We start from the raw sequence: 18,154 nt of genomic DNA on the forward strand, positions 1-18,154 counted from the left end.
AGAGGTTTGAAATGATGACTTCCCAAGGTCAAAAACGCATCGTCGTCACCGGCGTGGGCATTGTCGGTCCGCTGGGCTGTGGCGTGGAAGAGGTCTGGCAGCGGTTGTTGGCCGGGCGCTCGGGCATTCGTCTGCTGTCCGGTGATATCACCGAGGGGACGGGTGTGGCCGTGGGCGGGCAGGTGCCGTCGCTGGCGGAGGACGCCACCGCCGGTTATGACCCGGAGCGCACCATCCCGGCCAAGGATCGCAAGAAGATGGACCGCTTCATCGAGTTCGCGCTGGTGGCGGCTGAAGAGGCGTTGCAACAGGCCGGCTGGCAACCGACCGATGCCCAAGACCAGGAGCGGACGGCGACCATTATTTCCTCGGGCGTGGGTGGCTTTGGCACGATTGCCGATGCCGTGCGCACCACCGATGCCCGTGGTCCGCGCCGATTGTCACCGTTCACGGCACCGGCCTTCCTGGCGAACATGGCGGCCGGGCAGGTGTCCATTCGGCACGGTTTCAAAGGGCCGCTCGGCGCGCCGGTCACCGCCTGTGCGGCCGGGGTGCAGGCCATTGGCGATGCGGCCAGGCTCATCAGGAGCGGCGAGGCCGACATCGCCGTATGCGGAGGGACGGAAGCGGCGATAGACCGTGTGACCCTGGGGTGTTTTGCCGCCGCTCGGGCCTTGTCCACTGGGTTTGCCGAGCGCCCGCAAGAGGCCTCGCGTCCGTTCGATCGTGATCGCGATGGCTTTGTCATGGCCGAGGGGGCGGGGTTGCTGGTCATCGAGTCCTTGGAGCACGCCCTCGCACGTGGCGCCAAGCCCCTGGCGGAGCTGGTGGGTTATGGCACCAGCGCCGATGCTTACCACCTGACGGCAGGCCCGGAAGACGGCAACGGCGCCCGGCGCGCGATGGAGCAGGCGCTGCGCCAGGCCGCGGTCAGCCCTGCCGATGTGCAGCATATCAATGCCCATGCGACGTCGACTCAAGTTGGCGATAACGGTGAGCTGGCGGCGATTCGCTCGGTGTTCGGGCGCGATTCCGATGTGGCGATCACCTCCACCAAGTCCGCCACCGGGCATCTGTTGGGGGCGGCTGGTGGTATCGAGGCTATTTTTACGGTGTTGGCGCTTCGGGACCAGATCGTTCCGCCTACCCTGAATCTGGTTCATCCTGATGAAGCGGCTGCGGGGCTTGATCTGGTTGGCCTGGAGGCGAGGAAGATGCCGATGACCCATGCGCTTTCCAATGGGTTCGGGTTTGGTGGGGTTAATGCCAGCGTGTTGTTTCGGCGTTGGGAGCCTGTGGTTTGAGTGGGGGCTTGGGAGCGGTGTGTATATCCGTTTTTTGCGTAACGGCTGCTTATGGTTCCGCTCTTACAGCGGGTCACTTTCGAAAAGCGCGAAAGTAACCAAAGCGCTTTTGCCCCACCACTCGGTGCCTCGCTAGGGCTCGGCATGCCTGAACGAAGGCATTGCTCCGTGGGCCCGCCGCGAAGGGCCATCCATGGCCCAGCGCGGCTAACCCGGCATCCATGCCGGGTTGCCCACTGCGCAATACCTTCGTTCAGCCATCGTGGTTAACGGGGCGCCCGAGATCAACGTCCTCCACGAGGCGGCCTGATAGCCGACCTGGTTCTGGGTGACCGCGCTCCTCCTGTGGGAGCGAGCCTGCTCGCGATGAGGCCTGCAAGCCCAGCATCCCTGTGACTGAACCACCGCCATCGCGAGCAAGCTCGCTCCCACACTGGATTTTCAGCAGACACAAAGTTTCATGTACGCCTGGCTTTCCTGTGGGAGCGGGCTTGCCCGCGAAGAGGCCGGCACATTCAACATCTTCATTGACTGAACCACCGCCATCGCGAGCAAGATCGCTCCCACGCTGGATTTTCAGTAGACACAAAGTTTCATGTACGCCTGGCTTTCCTGTGGGAGCGGGCTTGCCCGCGATGAGGCCGGTAGGCCCAATACCCATGTGACTAAACCACCGCCATCGCGAACATGAGCTTTGGGGGGGCGCTGCATCGGGTCACTTCATGTCCCTGACCTGCACCCACAGCACCGCGTCTTGCGACAGGGGTTTGCCCTTGTGGGTTTTCGTTGCGCCGATGTCGAGCGCCGCAATGCCCCACCAGCCGGCCCGGGGCAGGCCGATGGTCACGATGCCTTGGGCGTCCGAGTAGGTACTCTGGGCTTTGAATGAAGCTTGGGGGGCCGTGACGTAGTCTTGTCCGCCGAAGGCGTTTTTCTCGAGATCAACGGAATGGTTGACGTATTCGATTTCGATTTCGGCGAACGGCACAGGTTTTCCGCCGGCCAGTACCACGGCGCGGAACACACCGCCCGTCCAGTTGGCATAAGGCTTGTTCAATGGCTGGATCTCAACCGGCAACCCTTGTGGTTCTGCCCAGTTGCTGGGGACTCCGCCCACGTTCACGATCAGCTTGGTGAACTGCTGGATGTAGATGTCTTCCTCGGTTTCCAGGTAGGGCTCGGGTTCGAGTACGAAGATATGGTCACCCAATGTACGCACCAACTCCTTTGGAATCGAGGCACGATAGGCCCTCGTTCGGTTGTCGCGACTCTGCCATTCGACGGGGCGCAAGTATTTGCGCAGATCTATTTTTTCCTCGCCGTGGGCGCTGGTGTGGCTGAAGGCGCGAGGTTCATCCATGGTCATGGTGGGGCCGCCGGAGAAGGGGTGGGTGAACACCAGCGCGAACTCGAGTTTTTCCGCGCGCTGCAGCGCCGTTTCCTCAAGGTAGAGCATCTGGAAATGGGCCTGTGCAGCGCCGGTCAAACCAGTGAATGTGGTCGCGGCCAGGGCCTGGAGCAGTTTGCGTTTGAACGTCATGGTCGTTTTCACCTTGAAATGTCGGAAGACTGAATCGTGATCTCATGGCCGGCTCCGCCGAAGAACACCACGGAGTAGCTCCCGGCGGGAGGCTGGAATGTGTAGGTGTTGTCCTTGTCGACCTCGCCTTGGAGCAATACCTTGTTGCTCGGGTCCTGGACATGGATTTGCCTGCCGGCGGCCGAGCTGCCGTCGGTGAAGCCCGCCTCGCACGTCACCCGGTTATCGCCCTCGATGTAGCAATCGAAAACGGGGCCGTGGGCGAAGGCTGCCTGGCTGAACATCAAGGCGCCTGCCATCGGTATTCGCAGTATTGAACCTATGGGTTTCATAACGTCTCGCCGTCAAAATCGATCATTGGGGAAGGGGCTGACCATCGCCCCTCGTACTGTCATTGCCAGTCGCGGTGAAGGCCGCCAGCAAGGCCTCCAGGTTCGAACCCATGAGTGTTTCGTATCCGTTGGCCGTGTCGGCGAGCATTCCCGGGTTGCCCGTATCGAGGATCAGCAGCCGTGCGCCCCCGTCCTCGATGGCCTTGGCAATCCGGGCGTCCGGTGCCCACTTGTGGACCACCACGCGGATGTCACGCTCGCGCAGGTAGCGGGTCAGCGCGGAGCGATCGGCGTCGCTCCAGTCGAGGTCCTGGCGGACGAACCAGCCGTCGACAAAGATGCCGAACTCGCCGAACAGGTAGATGAACTCATTGGCCAGCGACAGCACGCGCAGATCCGGCACCGCCGTCAATCGGGTGCCGTAGTCGGCCTTGAGTTGGCGCAAGCGGCCTTCAAGTGCAGCGAGGTTGCGTTCTATCCGTGGCGCATCGGCGGGAGCCAGGCGTGCCAGGTCGGCGGCGATCAGCGCTGACATGCGCATGGCGTTGACGGGGCCGAGCCAGGCGTAGGGTGACGGGCCCTCATCGACATCGCCCGCGGCGGCCCAGGGAATGTCGTTCACTGGCGCGTGGGCCACGGCTACGCCGGGCTTGACGGTGTCCCATGAGCGCGAAGCATCGATCTCGACGATCCGCAGGTTGTGGCGGCGTGCCGTCGCATACAGCGGATCTGCGCGCCAGAGGCTGCTGAGGGTGACCACGGCTTCGGCCTGCTGGAACACCGCGGCGTCGAGGCGCGACAGCGCGTTGGCCTGGCTTTCCATGGGCACGGCTGCGTCCTTCGGAACACGGACGATCTCCAGGGACGTGCCGGCGCTGAGTACCGAGGTGAGCGCATACACAGCAGGCAATGCGACAAGCACTTGCTGCTGGCCGGTATCGGCAGCGGTCGAAAACGGGATGCCCAGCAGCAGCGCCAGCATCGTCAGCCAGGACCTATAGACCCCTTTTCTATTCATACGCTGGCCCCCCTGAACCGGGATGCGGTAGCGCGCATGACGGTGGTGGCGATGAACACCAGGGCGGCGACGATCACGATGGCGCCGCCCGTTGGTACGGGGATGTGGAATTGCATGGGGGCCAGGATGCCCACCACGCAGGAAAAGGTCGCAATCAGGACGGCTCGTGCGACCAGCCCCGGCAGCGACCGGCTGATGTTGCGTGCTGCCGCGGCCGGTATGAGCAGCAGGGCTTCGACGAGCACGGCACCGATGATCTTCAGGCAGGCAACCGTCACCAGGGTGACCAGCACGACAAACAGGTATTCGACGCTTCGCACCCGCACGCCACGCGCATGGGCCAGACTTGGATTGAGGCTGGCCAACAGCATGCCGTTGTACAGCGGCAACCCAAGCAGCGCGCACAGCGCCGTTACGCCAAGCAGCACGTTCATGTCGGTGTGGTCCACCGCCAGGATGGAACCGAACAGCACGCTTTCCATTACGTGGGTGTTGATCTTCGCCGACACGAACAGCAACAGCGAGGCCCCGACCGCCAGGGAGATGGACAGGAACACGCCGATCAGCGTGTCATTGGCCAATGTGGTGCGGTGCTGTGTGTACTTCAGCGTCAGGGCGAAGAGCAAGCAGAAGCCGAACATCGAGAAGTAGGGGGATGTGTAGGATTCGCCGATCAGCACGCCAATGGCGACGCCGGTCATCGCTGCATTACCGACGGACTGACTGAAGAACGCCATGCGCTTGATCATCACCATCGAGCCCAGTACGCCCAGCAGCGGGCCGATGAGCACGGCGCAGAGCAGCGCGTTGATCACGAACTCGTACTCGAACGGTTGCGGCAGCAAGCTACTGGCGGCGAGCGCCTGCAGGTGGCTGCGAATGAAGTCGTATAGGGCGTTCATTGGGCGCCCTCCAACGAATGGGCGACCTGGTCGGGGGCGCCATGGAACAATACCCGCCGGTTGATCACGGTCACTGATTGGGCGATGCGCCGGACTTGTTCCAGGTCATGGTTGATCCACAGGATGGTGACCCCACGACCGTGCAATTCGGCCACCAGCGCCTCCACCAGCCGCACGCCCGGCTCGTCGATGCCAGCGGTCGGTTCGTCGAGAATCAACAGCCAGGGCGCCGGACTGATCGCCTGGGCCAGCAGCACGCGCTGGCGCTGGCCACCGGACAGGCTGCCAAAGGCTTTGGTGCCCATTCCGGCCACGCCGGTACGCGCCAGGGCCTCGGCATTGGCCGCCTTGGCGGCTCGGCTGGCGCCCAGGAAGGCCGGCCGGCGCTGACCAAGAAGCGCCATGAGATCGTTGACCGTCATCGGCAGGTTGCGGTCGAAGTCCGGCAATTGCGGGACATAGCCCATGGGTGTCGTCACCTCGCCCTCGAAGCGGACCGTCCCTGAATGCGGCATCTGGCCCAGCAGTGCGCGCACCAATGACGTCTTGCCGCCGCCATTGGGACCGACGAGGCAGTGCAGCGCACCGGCTTCCACCCGAAAGCTGACGTCGTCGAGCACTTGCGTACCGCCCAGTCGCAGGGAAACGTGATCGAATACGATGGCGGGACCGCGCATGACTTGTTCCTCTTTCATCGCTGCGTAAACTCAACGGCTTCGGCCAAGGTCTCGAGGTTCTCGCGCATTGCCACCTCGAATTCCTCCGCGCTGTAGGCTGTGCCGGTGATGTGCGACAGCGCGAAGACTTTCACGCCGGTGGCAGCTTCGATCGGCTTGGCGAGGTCGAGTGAGAAGTTTTTTTCGGCGAACAGCACCCGAACATTGGCCTTCTTGATCGCGTCGAGGGTGTTGGCCAACTGGCGCGCCGTGGGTGCGACGCCATGACGAGGTTCGATCACGGCGCTCACGAACAGGCCGAACTCCTGCATCATGTAGTCGTAGCCGGCATGGGTCGTCGCACAGCGGAACGATGACAGATCCAGGGCGGCGAAGCGGGTCATGAAGCCGGCCCGTAATGCTCGGATGCGTGCGGCATAGGCGAGGGCGTTTTGTCGATACGCCGCAGCATTGTCCGGGTCCAGTTCCCCCAACCGGCGAGTGATCTCGAAGACCTGCTGTATCGCTGCCGTGGTGGATACGAAGGTGTGCGGATTGACCACCTTGGCGCCGCCCTGGTCACCGCCGATGGGAATCAGGGCCACCGAGGCATTGGCCTGGATGATCGGCAGCGTCGCTCCACGACCGGCAGCCTTGACGATCTGGAAGGCCCATTCATCGTGCCCGATGCCATTGACGACCAGAGCATCGAGCGTCATCGCGCGGGTGATGTCGTCCGGTTGCGGTTGATAGTTGTGCGGATTCGCTTGTGCCGGAATGAGCGCAACGACCTCGGCCCGATCACCGACGATATTCGCCACGAAACTGTAATAGGGGTGCAGGGTGACGCCGATCTTGAGCTTCTTGCCCAAGGGGGGCGTCGAGTCGGCGAGTGCGATGGCGGGTATCAGCACCAGCAGTGCCAGGCAACGGCGCCACAGTGTGCGGTATTTCGTAGAAACGGTCATGGCTGGTTTCCTTTCACGCGTTCGACTTCGCTGGCGCCGTCGTAAGGAATGACCTGACGCCAACCTTTGCCGACCAGCGATTCGGGCTTGACGATCCCGGGGTAGGGCGCATTCGGGTCGGGGTGGACCCAGATCGTTGCCTGGTTGGCCCACATGACGCCGGCATGGGCGTGTCCAATGACGAGCAGGTAGGCGCTCTGGCCGGGCGCGCGGCCGGCGGCGCCGTAGTAGACCGTCGCGCCCTGGCCCTGGGTGGCTTGCGACACTTCGTTGGTGGCCGGGGCAGCAGCGTCGTCTTCGTGCTCATCGACGGAACCGGCATGGGGCAGGTGGCCGCCAGGCAGGATCAACTGCCAATGCACCTCGCCGTTGGTCTTCCAGAAGGCGTCCCGGTAGAAGGGCGGCAGCAAAATTTCCTGAGCACGCTCCAGGGTGATCCAACCGCCGGTGTCGTTGTTGTTCCAGATGATTTCTTCACCGGCAGGCAGCAGGGCGCTGTGGATGGCCTGGTCGACCGCACCCAGGCCATCGAAGGAACGCACCTGCCAGCTCAAGGGCGTCGGCGGTCCGGCGTGCTGTGGGCGCAGCAGCACATAGCCTGTCACGCTGGCGACGATTGCCAGGGTCGCTAGTACCAGGGCCAGCGATTCCCAGTGGCCGGAAGCCGGGCGCACGACCTTGGTCGCGCCGTTGGCGTCAGCGCCGGGCCAGGTTCGCGACAGGCGCGCCATCAGACGAACCCGATCCAGCGGCCAAGGCCTATCACGCTCACCCACAGCGCCAACGAGCAGAATCCAGCGACACGGGCCTGGCCGGGAGGCGGCAGAGTCGTGTCCCATTCCTCGATTCGGCGATAGGCGCCCAAGTGGAAGATCCCCATGTTCAGGCCCGCCAGCACTAACACGCCCATCTTCCACCAGAACACGCTGTTTTGCGCATAGGTGGTGGCATTGGAAACGAACATGAGCAGACCGGTGATCACGCAGGCTGCGAAGGCAACCCAGGTGTAGGGCAGCAGTTCCTGGATCAGCCGGAGCGCGCTGCGACGATGGGAGGCGATGCCGAGCAGGCGCAAGTCGACGACGGCGATGGTCCCGAACACGAGGGCAATGCCGATCACGTGCACTGACTCCAGGTTTGGAAAAATGGAACCCGACTCTCTGATCTGGGCGGCGACAGAGGTGTCCTCGAGGGCTTGCAATATCGATTGGATGTCCATGGCAAATACCTGAAAAAAACATTGAAAACGCTGGGATCAGTAGGCAATCCAGCGACCACAGAAGATCACGACGCACCACAGGGCGATCGACAGCCAGGCCAGGGCCTTGATGGGCGGCTTTTCGTCGGCGCCTTGTGCAGGGCCGACAACGCGCAGCAACGGACGCCGGACCGACCAGGTCAGCGTGAACACGGCGACGACCAGGAACATCTTCAGCCAGAACGTTGTGTTGACGAGCACCCGATCGGGCTCGCCGATGACCATGACCAATCCGCTGAGGAGCAGGACGATGAGCGCCGCGCGCATCCATGGGAAGTAACGGCGCACGACGCCGCCCATGGGTTCGTCGGTAGCGAACACGCCCGCGAGCCTGAGGTCGGAGATGACCGCAGCGCCGAAGATCACTGCGATGGCGACGATATGAACGCTCTGGACGGTGGGCACGACCCAGGACATGTCCCTGATGGCCGTGCTTAACGGTGACGCGTAGATCATGGCGATGATGAGTTCTGATGACATCTGCTTTGCTTCCGCGTTGAGTTAGAAGTCTTGAGGTTTCGCGATCGGACGCAGGCCCGTTGCGTCCTCCGGGAGGAGATAGCCTTGCTTGATCGAGAGGCGCTTGGCGTCTTCGAATGCCTGTGCGTAATGGCTGAAACTGCCATAGCGCTGGCCAAGCACGTCCTTGGCGTAGGGCACCTTGGTGTCGTAGATCAGGCCGCAGCCGGTCTCCTGGTCGGTGAGGTAGGTCGCGCTGGGCACCTGGATCCAGGGCGGGCGCACGCCTCCTTGCAAGTTGCCGGTAGCGGGGTCGCGCACGGCGGCCTTGCCCTCGCGTATGACTCGGGGGGCCTTCGGCATGGCTTTGCCCTCGCGCACCCAGTGGTCCATGCCATCCAGGAGGGCCGAGACGACCAGTTCCGCCGGCTCGTCGTACAGCGTCCGGCACCGTGGGTCGTCGCCCTTGCCGACGTCGTTCGCGAACAGTTCGGTATGTTCCGTACCGAGGTCGGCCAGCCGCAGATGGGGCATGCCGGTCACTTCGTAATAACGAAGCTGCGGGCTGTCGGTGTCCGGCGGCAGGTCGATGCCTTCGATCACGTCGTGCATCAGTTCGGACTGGCTGTAGACGGTCACGAACGGCACGCCGTCGGGCATCTGCCGCGGCAGCCGGATCACGTCGCCGCCCACCTCGCCATAGGCCATGCGCCCCGTCATATAGGCATCGATCAACGGCCGTGCGTCGGGCATGCGCCATTGCTGGTGCCGGCCCTGGTCGAGGTAGTCCATCCAGACTTGCGCGGTCACCGCCCAGCTGTTGACGTAGACGCGATGCACATCCAGGCCGGCCAAAGGGCCTTGCGCTGCATTGGTTTTGAGCAGTAACGCCAGCTGCGCCGCGATCCCCTGTGACTGTGGCACGAACGGGTCAGGACCTTCACCACGGGTGAAACGCTGTGGATCGTAGTAGGTGCCCAGCGGCGCATAGCGCGCGTAGTCGAAGCGGCGCATGAACTCGAAGTTCACGATCCGTCCGTACTGGGCAATTTGCTCCGCTTCGGCGGCCGGGGTATCCGCGATGAACTTGGGATCGACGGCCGGCTTGTTCATGTTCAGCGTGTAGCCGACGTACGCGTAGCCGCGCCGCAGCAAGTAGTCACGGGTCAGGATCCATCCTGCGCCACGCTCGCCAAACCAACTGAACGGCTCGATCACCACCGTGCCATTGAAGCGCGCCGGGTCTGTTGGTTTACGCACTAGGATGCGCGTGGTGTAAGGCGCCTCGAAGAGGGTTTTGCCGGCGGCGGTAATGGCTGGGGCGACGCCTTGCAGGTAAAACTCCTCCTCGACGTAGCCGTACTTGGCGAGATCGCTGTGCTCCGTGCCCGGCCGTATCGCCGACGACAGCGGTGGCTCGCTGGAGGGCGGTATGGCGATGGCCGTGGGCATGCGCGGCACATCGGCGAACGTGTTCGAGGTGAGGATCAGCGAGAGCATGACCCCTGGCAGCATCGGCCGTAGAAGGCTGATAGTTATTGGTCGTTCCATCCGGTCATCTCCAAGGGAGCAACGTCAGCCTGGTTTGGGGGCGTTTCGCACCCCAGCGGGAGCAAGCTCCCTCGCCACGGTTTTGCGTTTGGCTGGGCAGTGCTGTGGGGTAATCAGATCCCATTACGTTGCCCGCCAACCTGTGGCAAACGCCGCCTTTTGTGGCGAGGGAGCTTGCTCCCGCTGGGCTGCGCAGCAGCCCTAACACTGTCTTGATCCAATAGGGGCTTCACTCACGGCTGAGGGACGCCTTGCCCTCGCTGTCGATCACGATCTGGTTGTTCTCGCAGACATATTCTTGAATGGCGTAGTTGGAGCGCTTGTAGTCGAACGTGAAGCGATACGGGGTGTTGAGCACCTGCGGGTCTTCGATCACCACCTGGTTCTGCAAGTGGTCTGGCCCCTTTAGCCTGATGCGTTCGGTGATCTTCATCGCCTCACCGTGGGGAACGTCATAGAACGTCACGTCGGTTCGCACGCGTTGCGTCTCCACCACCAGCGTGTCGCCTTCCCAGTGGCCGCGGGAATGGCCCTGATATTTGGGGTCGAGCTTCTCTTTGGGCGGCATGGCTTGGTTCAGGAGAATCCGCCGCACCTGCTGGAGGTACTCGCCGAGGACAATCACCTGCTTGTCGTCGTGAATGATCTGGATCGGAAACAGCGCCGCCATCATCGTCGGCATGCCTTCGGGCAGGCACCTGGAGCTCGTTGTGGCCAATGGCGCGCCGGCTTCATTCGCGGCGGCTTGTTTCTTTTTCAGTGCGGCGTATTCGCCAGCGTAGGGTTCCTTCAGGTCCATCGGGCCGCCAGGGTGCACCGGATCGTCCGGGTTCTCACCGAACCAGTCGTCCGGGGTTCTTTCCCAGGTGCCGCTGATGTCCGGGCGCGGGTTGTTCTGGGATTTGGACGGCGCTGCGTGGCACACCCCGACGACCGTCGCGAGGATGACGCCGAAGAAGATTGTTGCTGCGCTCAAGGTTCGTACCGGTTTCATTGAAACGTCTCCACGCTGCTGGCTGGCTTGTTCGGTTTGGCTCGGTGGCCATGAAGCTGGGAAGGAGCCAACTTCTTATCCGCCGCCCGTGAGCACGACGTCACCGATTTTGATCTCCACCAGCAGGCCGCCCGGATCACCGTTTTTCAGCGGCCTGAAGGACACCTCGGCGCTCTCGCCGGCCTTGATCGAATCAGCGCTCCAGCCAGCACGCTGCAACGCGTTGACGCTGCCCGTCTCGATCTTGAATCGCTGGGGCGGCGGGCCGGGGGTATCGAGGTAGATCGTGATGTGCGGATTGGTCCAGGCAAAGCGCTCGACGACGCCCTTGACTGTGACGGTCTTGGTCTGGTCGAACAGTGCGAATGAATGGTGGGCAGTGGCCAGGGACGGCAGGGCACTGCAGGCGACGATGGTCAGTAGGCAAAGCCCCTGACGTAACAGCGGTATTGGGGTCATGACGGGTGCCTCATTCTTATGCGTTCTTATGGCCCCAGCATAGGGGCGACGCCTGGGCATGCCGTAGCCCAAAACGGCAACCGTTCAAGTCTCTGGAAATGTTTTCCGGCGGGCAGGGGGACGCTGAGAAAAATGGGTCGCCGGTCCTCGCACATGCTGATTTGGGCTACCGCAGGGGCGACCCGAATCGGAACACTCATGACTCGCCTCATAAATATAAAAACAGGAGAGACGTCATGCGCCCCCCCCATTACGCCCCATTGCTTTCGCTGGTTGCACTCTGCGCGTTCGAGCCGCAGGCACAGGGCTACGAGCTGTACAACGAAAACGACGGTGGGACCGTCCTGAACGCCGAGCTGTGGGCGGGATTTGGCTGGTTCGGCAGCAGCGAGAACTACCTCGGCGACCCACAACGGGAGCCCGGCAGCATGCGGTGGCAGGAAGGGTTCGCCAAGTATGGTTTGAGCGGCACGACGGATCAGATCGCCGCCGGCTCGATCTACGGCGGGTTCAGCATGATCAGTACCGGGTCATGGGGCGATGGCGATGCGGGAGCGCTCACCGCCGGAAACGAGAGAGAAACCGCCGTGGAAGAGGCCTATCTGGGCTGGAAGTCAGCTGATTTGATTCCGGCGTTGGGCACGGACGGCGTTGATTTCTCTTTTGGCCGACAGATCGTGACGGTGGACGGCTTTCTGATCACCGACGATGGGTTCGCCCCCGGGAACGCCTTCAACCCCATCGAGGGTGTCGCGGATGGCCGGTTCAATCGCGGCGGTGCCTTTTACCTCGGCCCGCGCTTGGCGTTCGGTAATACGGCAGTCCTGAAGCTGGGCGGTACGCAGGGCCTTCATGGCAGCTTGATCTGGTTGAAGTCGGATAACCCCGGGCAGTCCAAGACCGAAGTGGCGGCCGCCACTGTCGACTACACGACGCCCATCGGCTCGATCGGTTCAACGTACGTGCGCGGCCTGGATGTCGAAGAGCGATACGTCTTCGGCGATCGGGGGGAGCGCAAGGGCATGGACATCTACAGCATCCGTGGCCAGGGCAATGCCGGCATCGAGAACGCCGATTTCGCATTCGAAGTGGCGCGCCAGGAAAAACGGTCGGGGTCGCAGCGGGCGATGTTCTTCGACGCGGGCTACACCTTCGCGGATGTCAAATGGCAACCGACGGTGAGCTATCGCTATACGCGCTATTCCGAAGGCTGGGACTTCCTGTTCCAGGGCGGTTTTCGTAAACGCTACCAAGGTGAAGTCGCAGTGAATTACGCAGGTTCAGTGACTTCGAACATGCAGATCAATGATGTGCTGCTCTCGGTCATGCCGACCGACAAGTTGACGCTTAACGCGATGGCCTTCGACTACCACCAGCTTTCCCGACGGGGGGAGCAGGACTTCAGCGCACGCGAGGTCGACTTCTTTCTGGATTGGATGGTGACGGACAACATCACGCTCTCACCCCTTGTCGGTTTCTACAAGCCTGAGAAGTGGCTCGGCAACGGTGGCAACCAGAGTGGGAGCGCATCGACGAACACCTACTTCCAGCTCATCGCCTGGGTGAGTTTCTGAGCGGCCATCCACGCCGCCACACACCGTGAGCGCATGCTGATTTGGGATATCTCCCCAACGGAGTGCTTGCGTATCTTCCCCCTGGAATAAACCACACCCACGCGCCTGGCACCGGCCGTCACGCACTTCAACGGTGGCGGTTTCCGGGATGTCAGTCACTACCAACGTGTAGAAAAAGACGCAGGTCATGCCTATGAAAATGCTCCCTCTTGCTCATGCAGTCATCGCGCTGCTGGCCATCCTGGCCGCCTCGGCGAATCCTTCGTTCGCCATCGCCGCAACGCCCAAAGCAACCGCCAGCGCGGCCCAGCCGAAAGCCGCACCGCCCGACATCAGCGGGCTCTGGATGCCGGTGGGGAGTTCCGTAGACCCTCTCGTCAACAGCACGGGTGCCGATAACCCCGACACCAATATTGGCCCTCCATTCGGCACCACGCCGGAACTCAAGGGGGTCTACCTCGAGAGCGCCAGGAAACGCGCTGAAGCCCTCACCAAAGTGGGCAGCGAGTTCAAGACCTCGTGCAAGGTGCTGGGCATGCCAACGAACATGGTCGGGCCCTACGCGGTAGAGATCATGCAGACGCCGACGCAAATCAACTGGGCGCAAGAGTTCCTGCGCGAGACTCGTCGCATTTACCTCGATGGGCGCGCCCACCCCAATCCGGAGGAAGCTCCCCCGACGTTCGAGGGCCATTCAGTCGCACGCTGGGAGGGAAATGTGTTGGTCGTCGAGACGACCAACATCCGCCAGGAAACCACGTTGAGCGAGTATGGGCATGCCGACGACGCGCTGGGCCACGGCCCCCGCATGATCATCAAAGAGAGGATCTTCATCAATGACGAAGGCCTGCTGCAGGTGGACGGCAGGGTCGAAGACCCGGATGCGCTGGTCAAGCCATGGCAGTGGGCGCCGCTGACGTTCCGCCGTGCGCCCAAGGGTGTCGAATTCATGGAGTTCGTCTGCGAGGACAGCAATAACGAGTCGATCGATCCTGTGACGGGCGCGGAAATCACGACGATTCCCGAGCGACGGAACCTGAACCCAGCGGACAACAATAATCAAGGAGACACGAAGTGAATCTCAAATCCATTCTGTTCAGTTTGGCGTTCCTGGGCTTGTCGGCCCCGGCGGCTTTTGCCCACCATTCCTACTCAGCCTTCGACATGTCGAAGCTCGTCGCGATTGCCGGCACAGTGAGTGAGGTGCAGTTTAAAAACCCTCACGTTTGGTTGTTCGTCGATGTGCCGGTCGGGGACAAGACCGAGACCTGGGCGATCGAGGCCGGCGGCCCGAACATCCTGATGCGCCAGGGCTGGATGGCCAATACGCTCAAGCCGGGCGACAAGGTCGACCTGCAGCTCGCTCCGATGAAGGACGAGACGAAGACGGGTGGTGCCCTCCAGGCGCTGCGGTTGCCCAATGGGAAAACCATCGGAGCCTGGAAATGAAGCCCACGGGCAAGGTTCGGTTGTCCAGACTTTCCATGGCGGCTTTGCTGGTACTGACGACGGCTGCGCCCGTCGTCGCGCAAACGCCATCCATGCCGCAAATCTCCCAGGTGCCTCCCAGCGGTCAGTTACCGCTCGCGTCCGCGTCAAGGCACGGCACCGAGTATGTCGACCTGGAGAGGTTCGGGTATGTAGAGGAGGAGTACTACATGCTAGGGCTCGCGCCAGCGATCACCGCTTCTGGCGAGCATGTGTTCGACGCGCCCTACGTCACGCGCTTCCTTATCCGCAAACCCAAGGACCCTGGACGCTTCAACGGCACCGTCGTGATGGAACCGTTCAGTTGGATGGGCGAACGCGGAGCGGGCTGGATCCTCACCCGCAACTACCTGCTGCGCAAGGGGTATGCATTCGCCGGCTACACACTCAGCATCAATCGGCCGGCGAACGATCCCAAGACGCTGGATTGGGATCCTGAGCCCCGCAACTTGAATCTGGACTTCATGCGGCGCTACGACTACAAGCGCTATGCACCCCTCGGCAGCTACTACGACAGCGACCGGTTTCGACGCGGTGACGGTCCCGACCAGTACCCGCCCCAGGCGCAGGGCATTGCCGCGCAATTGGCCTTGCTGCTCAAGTCAAACCTCGTACACGGCCCCACCCAGGGGCTCGACGTCAAGCGTATCTATGTCAACACCTGGGCAATCAATGGGCAGCTCTGGCTCGATTACCTCGATCAGGGCCGGCATCAGCAGTGGCGCATGCCGGACGGCAAGCCGCTGATCGACGCCTACATGACGGGGCACGTTGTGTATGGCGACCTGGGTGGCGAGGTACTCAGGGTTCCGCGCAAAATCCCCTCGGACGCGCCTTTCGTGACGGTCTACAGCCAGGCCGAGGTGGTACACGATGCCAACCAGGAGATCGCGCTACCGCCAGATACAGACCAACCGAAGCTGCGCTACTACGAGATCGCGGGCATGCCACACCTGCGTCTTGCCGATCAAGGCACCGACGGGACAGAGCCGCATCCGGCTGACGGTGACAAGCGCAACGATCCGCACTGCCAGTCCCTCTATGACGAGCCGGTGGAGACGGTCGTGTCGGCGATCCTCGACGCGATGGATCGCTGGGTGCGTGAAGGTACGCCGATGCCCAAGGCTGAACGGGTCGGTCGCGAGGGGAAGGGCGTTGCCCGCGATCCGCAGACCGGCAACATGCTGGGGGGTGTGCGTCCGCCGTGGATCAGGGTGCCAAGCGCCACCTACCTGACCGACCAGGAGACCGGCTGCGGTTCAGCCTACGACACGAAGGTGCCGTATTCCGCGCAGCGGCTGAAGGCGTTGTATGGCAGTCATGCAAATTATGCGAGTCGTTTCGAGGCCGCCAAACAACAGGCGATCAAGGAGGGGTACTTGCTGCCGGAGGATGCGCGACTCGTCAAGCCAATCGCTTTGCCGGCGGACTTTACCGGGTCTCTGCGGTCCGAGCCGTGAGTGAAGGCGTTGGCATCTTTCGCCAACGCCTCATCACGTCACAGCATGCGGCGCAGGACATCGTTTCGCGGGTCGCGGTCATAGAACCGATGCTTGAGGGCGCCGGCGACATGCACCAGGATCAGGCCGAGCAGGGTATAGGCGAGCACTTTATGCAGCCATTGGAAGACGACGAACCAGTCGTCATTCTTGCCCAAGAGTTCCGGAAGATTCACCCCAAAGAAGAACACGCCGTCGCTCATCGTGTAGGTGCTCGACATCGAATAGCCCATCAACGGCACGATCACCAGCAGCGCGTACAAGGTACGGTGAGCGAGCCTTGACGAAACCCGCTCATACCGTGCCAGCGTCTCTGGCGGTTGCGGCAGCCTGGCCGTTCTCACCCGCAGGGCGATCTGGACCAGGACCACCAGGAATGCCAGCACCCCAAAGGATTTGTGCCACGGGTAATAGAGCTCGTATTTACTCGCCACTTCGTCATCCATCCCGGTCATGTGCCAGCCTGCCCAGAGGAGGCCTGCGATAAGTACTGCGCGCACCCAGTGCAAAAGCCGCAGGGACGTCGGATACCGATCAATTATTGTTTGATTTACCGGATTCATCACGGTCTCTCCATCGATCATCAGAGCATCGGAATGCACATTTGAACGACCACCTTCCATGGCACAGAGACTTGGAAGGTGGCCGGGTCAGTGCGGGTTTATTTTGCGCTGGGCAACAGTACGGTGATGACCTTCTCCTCGGTGTAGGCCAACGCACCGCTGAATCCTCCTTCTCGGCCAATGCCGCTGGCCTTGACGCCGCCCCAGGGCAGGTTGGCGTCCAGAGGGCTCCAGCAGTTGATGCCCACGGCACCGGCCTTTATCGCCGCCGCTACGCGGTGCGCTCGCGCCAGGTCGCTCGTCCAGACCGTGGCCGCGAGGCCGTAGTTGGAGTCGTTGGCCAGTGCGATCGCCTCATCCTCGCTGTCGAACGTGATCACCGTGCCGACCGGGCCGAAAATTTCGTCCCGGGCGATCGCCATGTCGTTGCGGGCGTTGGCGAAGATCGTCGGCCGGACAAACCAGCCCTGTTCAGGGTTCGATACCCCGCCGGCCAGCAGCGAGGCCCCTTGGTCGATGCCCAGTTGGATGTAGCGGTTGACGCGATCCAATTGCGCCTTCTTGGCCACCGGCCCCATCTGCACGCCGGGTTGGCGAGGGTCGCCCACCTTGACGGCGCGTGCGGCATCGGCCAGCGCTGCGGCGAAGCGATCGGCGAGGTTGCGTTGGACCAGGATGCGCGAACCGGCCGCGCAGACCTGTCCCTGGTTGGCGAACAGGCCGAGGGAGCAGCCGAACAGCGCGTCGTCGAAGGAGGCATCGTCGAAGACAATCTGCGGGCTCTTGCCGCCCAGCTCCAGGGCCACGCGCTTGAACAGCACGCCGGCGGTGCGCTGGATCTCGCGTCCGGCTTCGGGGCTGCCGGTGAAGCTGATCTTGTCGACATGGGGGTGTTCGCACAGGGCGCGACCCACCTCGTTGCCGTAGCCGGTGACCACGTTGATCACGCCATCCGGGAAGCCCGCTTCCTGGGCCAGCGTAGCCAGGTGTAGGGCCGACTGTGGTGTCTCTTCCGACGGCTTGATGACCACGGTGCAGCCTGCCGCCAGCAGAGCGGCGAGCTTCCAGACCGTGATCATCAGCGGTGAGTTCCAGGGAACGATGGCACCGACCACGCCCACCGGCTCACGTACCGTGTACGAGAGGGACTTGGTGCCGAAGTAGCCGCCGGAGGGAATGGTCCGCCCTTCGAGTTGGTTGGCCCAGCCGGCGGAGGCGCGCAGGTTGGCGACCGCATTGGGCAGGTCCAGCCGGCGCGGTTCGATCGGCGAGCGGCCGATGGCGTCGGCGTCCATATCGGCCAGTACATCGGTGTCGCGCTCCACCAGGTCGGCCAGTTTCGACAGCAGTCGAGCGCGCTGGGCGCCGTCAAGCTGGCTCCAGGCGCCCCGTTCGAGCTGGTTGCGTGCGGCCCCCACGGCACGGTCCACGTCTTCAGCGGTGCCGCGGGCGCAGCTGCCGTAGACCTGTTCTGTCACCGGGTTGACGAGGTTGATGCGGCGCCCGTCAGAGGCTTCGAAGGACGCGCCGGCGATGAAGTGTTTCAAGTGCTCAGTCATTTTGAAGTCCATGGGTGATGGGCAGGAGTC

Annotated in this window: 19 protein-coding genes; 5 read left to right on the top strand and 14 right to left on the bottom strand. The window is 62.7% G+C overall.

Translation table 11 applies throughout. From position 1 onward, the window contains the following. Window positions 1-11 precede the first annotated feature (11 nt). Complete coding sequence (gene fabF, locus AB4N80_RS18885) at window positions 12-1,304, top strand: beta-ketoacyl-ACP synthase II (protein WP_122567370.1); 1,293 nt, start codon at window positions 12-14, stop codon at window positions 1,302-1,304. 715 nt (window positions 1,305-2,019) lie between these two features. Here the strand turns inward: fabF and AB4N80_RS18890 are convergent. From AB4N80_RS18890 to AB4N80_RS18945, 12 genes are all read right to left on the bottom strand, one after another. After that, entirely contained in the window at window positions 2,020-2,844 is an 825-nt protein-coding gene (locus tag AB4N80_RS18890) for a DUF4198 domain-containing protein (RefSeq protein WP_305481632.1), read from the bottom strand. An 8-nt stretch (window positions 2,845-2,852) separates the two neighbouring features. Beyond that, window positions 2,853-3,128 carry a hypothetical protein gene (locus AB4N80_RS18895; RefSeq protein WP_240998474.1) on the bottom strand — a complete coding sequence of 92 codons (276 nt, stop codon included), beginning with the start codon at window positions 3,126-3,128 and terminating at the stop codon, window positions 2,853-2,855. A gap of 70 nt (window positions 3,129-3,198) precedes the next feature. Further along, the gene (locus tag AB4N80_RS18900) at window positions 3,199-4,194 is read right to left on the bottom strand and encodes a metal ABC transporter solute-binding protein, Zn/Mn family (protein ID WP_460078199.1); all 996 of its coding nucleotides are present in this window, start codon (window positions 4,192-4,194) and stop codon (window positions 3,199-3,201) included. After that, window positions 4,191-5,096, bottom strand: a complete 906-nt coding sequence (locus AB4N80_RS18905; RefSeq protein ID WP_122566948.1) for a metal ABC transporter permease — start codon at window positions 5,094-5,096, stop codon at window positions 4,191-4,193. Before AB4N80_RS18905 ends, AB4N80_RS18900 begins: the two co-directional genes overlap by 4 nt. Continuing rightward, entirely contained in the window at window positions 5,093-5,773 is a 681-nt protein-coding gene (locus AB4N80_RS18910) for a metal ABC transporter ATP-binding protein (protein WP_305467100.1), read from the bottom strand. The genes AB4N80_RS18905 and AB4N80_RS18910 overlap by 4 nt, the downstream gene beginning before the upstream one ends. A 14-nt stretch (window positions 5,774-5,787) precedes the next feature. Next, the gene (locus AB4N80_RS18915) at window positions 5,788-6,720 is read right to left on the bottom strand and encodes a metal ABC transporter solute-binding protein, Zn/Mn family (RefSeq protein WP_305490445.1); all 933 of its coding nucleotides are present in this window, start codon (window positions 6,718-6,720) and stop codon (window positions 5,788-5,790) included. Next, window positions 6,717-7,451 (bottom strand): DUF6162 family protein, encoded by a 735-nt coding sequence (locus AB4N80_RS18920; RefSeq protein ID WP_122566945.1) that lies wholly within the window; start codon window positions 7,449-7,451, stop codon window positions 6,717-6,719. The genes AB4N80_RS18915 and AB4N80_RS18920 overlap by 4 nt, the downstream gene beginning before the upstream one ends. Next, window positions 7,451-7,939 (bottom strand): DUF6644 family protein, encoded by a 489-nt coding sequence (locus tag AB4N80_RS18925; RefSeq protein WP_305467097.1) that lies wholly within the window; start codon window positions 7,937-7,939, stop codon window positions 7,451-7,453. The genes AB4N80_RS18920 and AB4N80_RS18925 overlap by 1 nt, the downstream gene beginning before the upstream one ends. Window positions 7,940-7,975: 36 nt before the next feature. Further along, window positions 7,976-8,458 (bottom strand): DUF6644 family protein, encoded by a 483-nt coding sequence (locus AB4N80_RS18930; protein WP_460078205.1) that lies wholly within the window; start codon window positions 8,456-8,458, stop codon window positions 7,976-7,978. Window positions 8,459-8,479: 21 nt separating this feature from the next. Then, entirely contained in the window at window positions 8,480-9,988 is a 1,509-nt protein-coding gene (locus tag AB4N80_RS18935) for an alpha/beta hydrolase domain-containing protein (RefSeq protein ID WP_460078207.1), read from the bottom strand. A gap of 229 nt (window positions 9,989-10,217) precedes the next feature. Next, the gene (locus tag AB4N80_RS18940) at window positions 10,218-10,982 is read right to left on the bottom strand and encodes a hypothetical protein (RefSeq protein ID WP_122566941.1); all 765 of its coding nucleotides are present in this window, start codon (window positions 10,980-10,982) and stop codon (window positions 10,218-10,220) included. Between the two features lie 75 nt (window positions 10,983-11,057). Beyond that, complete coding sequence (locus AB4N80_RS18945) at window positions 11,058-11,441, bottom strand: DUF6152 family protein (RefSeq protein WP_305481622.1); 384 nt, start codon at window positions 11,439-11,441, stop codon at window positions 11,058-11,060. A 236-nt stretch (window positions 11,442-11,677) separates the two neighbouring features. On the opposite strand from AB4N80_RS18945, the gene AB4N80_RS18950 reads away from it, so the two are divergent. From AB4N80_RS18950 to AB4N80_RS18965, 4 genes are all read left to right on the top strand, one after another. Continuing rightward, window positions 11,678-13,015, top strand: a complete 1,338-nt coding sequence (locus tag AB4N80_RS18950; protein WP_460078211.1) for an alginate export family protein — start codon at window positions 11,678-11,680, stop codon at window positions 13,013-13,015. A gap of 193 nt (window positions 13,016-13,208) precedes the next feature. After that, entirely contained in the window at window positions 13,209-14,093 is an 885-nt protein-coding gene (locus AB4N80_RS18955) for a hypothetical protein (RefSeq protein WP_460078214.1), read from the top strand. Then, window positions 14,090-14,464, top strand: coding sequence for a DUF6152 family protein (locus AB4N80_RS18960; protein ID WP_122566937.1), 375 nt, complete (start codon window positions 14,090-14,092; stop codon window positions 14,462-14,464). The genes AB4N80_RS18955 and AB4N80_RS18960 overlap by 4 nt, the downstream gene beginning before the upstream one ends. Beyond that, window positions 14,461-15,963, top strand: a complete 1,503-nt coding sequence (locus AB4N80_RS18965; RefSeq protein WP_460078217.1) for an alpha/beta hydrolase domain-containing protein — start codon at window positions 14,461-14,463, stop codon at window positions 15,961-15,963. Before AB4N80_RS18960 ends, AB4N80_RS18965 begins: the two co-directional genes overlap by 4 nt. Before the next feature lie 38 nt (window positions 15,964-16,001). Here the strand turns inward: AB4N80_RS18965 and AB4N80_RS18970 are convergent, their stop codons facing one another. Together AB4N80_RS18970 and AB4N80_RS18975 are read right to left on the bottom strand one after the other, a co-directional pair. After that, on the bottom strand, window positions 16,002-16,565 hold the full coding sequence (locus tag AB4N80_RS18970; protein ID WP_122566956.1) for a cytochrome b: 564 nt from the start codon (window positions 16,563-16,565) through the stop codon (window positions 16,002-16,004). A 98-nt stretch (window positions 16,566-16,663) separates the two neighbouring features. After that, window positions 16,664-18,124 carry an aldehyde dehydrogenase family protein gene (locus AB4N80_RS18975; protein ID WP_460078221.1) on the bottom strand — a complete coding sequence of 487 codons (1,461 nt, stop codon included), beginning with the start codon at window positions 18,122-18,124 and terminating at the stop codon, window positions 16,664-16,666. Window positions 18,125-18,154: the final 30 nt, after the last annotated feature.

This window comes from Pseudomonas sp. H3_A02 (genome assembly GCF_054671965.1).